Raw genomic sequence first — 1,628 nt, 5'->3', positions numbered from 1 at the left:
CTGCCCCGCCACCGCATCGACACCAGCTGGGGCCGCAGCAGCTACTCCAGCTGGACCCACGGGGCCGCCTCCCTGGCGCCGGAGGCCCGCGAGCAGGGGCGCGACACCGATGGCCTGGTGGGCGAAACCGAGGTTCTGGGCAGCGCTGAGGGCGTCAGCGGCCAAACCCCAGCCCAAAGCGCCAGGACCAAGGATCAGGACAGCAAGCCCTTAACGGCTTCAGAACGCAGTCTGCCGAACGCCACGGTCGTCGGGCAGCCCTGGTCCCGCCACGGACCGCTGGCGGAGTTCCCCCGCGGCGCCGGTCCTGGAGACACCCTGCACCGCATCCTGGAGCGGCTGGATTACCGCCAGCCCACGGACACACCAGCCAGCGTGGCGGTGGTGCAGCAGGAACTGGAGCGTGCTGGCCTGGCGCCGGAGCTGCAACCCAACCTGCTGGCCGGCCTTGAGCAATTGCGCCAGACCCCCCTGGGCGGGGAGCTGGGATCGTTCCGGCTGGCGGATCTGCCCCTGGCGGAACGGCTGAACGAGATGAGCTTCGATCTGCCCCTGGCCATCGAGCCTCCCGACGGATTGGAGCTGCCCCGCGGTGGCTTGGAGCAGCCACCCCGGCGCCCGCCCCAGGTCACGGCCGCTGGCCTGGCCGAGGTGTTCGCCGCCCATCCGGGAGGCCTGGTCGATGCGGGCTATGCCAGGTCCCTGGGCCGGCTGGAGGTGGCCAGCCGCGGCTTCCTCACCGGCTCGATCGATCTGGTCTTTTGCCAGGGGGAGCGCTGGTGGGTGCTCGACTGGAAAAGCAACTGGATCGGGGAACGGGACGCGGAAGGACGGCCGCTGGCCTGCGGACCCGCTCACTACGACCGCCAGGCCATGGCGGCCCAGATGGTGGAGCGCCACTATCTGCTGCAGGCGCATCTCTATCTGGTGGCCTTGCATCGCTACCTGCGCTGGCGACTGCCGGGATACCGGCCGCAGCAGCACCTGGGCGGCTGGGTGTACGCCTTCCTGCGCGGTGCCCCGGGTCCCTGCCAGGCCGAGCAGGTGCCCGGCATGGTGGTGGAACGACCACCGCTGCAGCGCCTGCTGGCCCTGGATGCGCTGCTGCAGCGCGGTGATCGGGAGACTGGTGTTCGCGAGAGCGATGTTCGGAATACCACCGCATGACCTCCGCCGCCGCTGGACTGGGCCTGGCCGAGCTGCTGCTGGAGGCCCTGCCACGGATTTACGCCGCCCAGCTCCGGTCAGCACAGACCCACCCCGGCAAGAGCTCCGCCACGCCGCTGGATCCGGCCCTGCTGGAGGTGATCGCCGCCCTCGGCAGCGCGCTGGAGCGGGGCGAACTGGACCTGGACCTGGAGGGACCGGCACCGGCGGAGGTGGAAGCCAGCCACTGGCCGCAGCGGCACCGGCAGGCCCTCGCCCACTCGCCCCTGAGCACCGAGGCCATCCAGCTGAACGAGGCTCCGGAAGCACCGCTGGTGCTGGTGGATGGCCGGCTGGTGCGCTGGCGCCGCTGGCACCAGCAGCTGGAGGGGGTGATGGAGAGCCTGATCCAGCGCGCCCGATCCCCCCTGCCGGCGATCGCCGATTCCAGCCCGCAGCGCCTGGCCCTCGACGCTGCCGCC

General features: G+C 71.4%; 2 pseudogenes. Both read left to right on the top strand.

The features are described from left to right. Positions 1-1,167 (top strand): annotated as a pseudogene (locus VB716_RS09130) (hypothetical protein); the annotation flags it as partial. Then, positions 1,164-1,628 (top strand): annotated as a pseudogene (locus VB716_RS09125) (hypothetical protein); the annotation flags it as partial. The pseudogenes VB716_RS09130 and VB716_RS09125, both read left to right, overlap by 4 nt.

It is taken from the genome of Synechococcus sp. CCY9201, assembly GCF_034931105.1.
GTDB lineage: Bacteria > Cyanobacteriota > Cyanobacteriia > PCC-6307 > Cyanobiaceae > CBW1002.
Note: the sequence above shows the minus strand (reverse complement) of the source record. Positions and strands in the feature narration are given on the sequence as shown.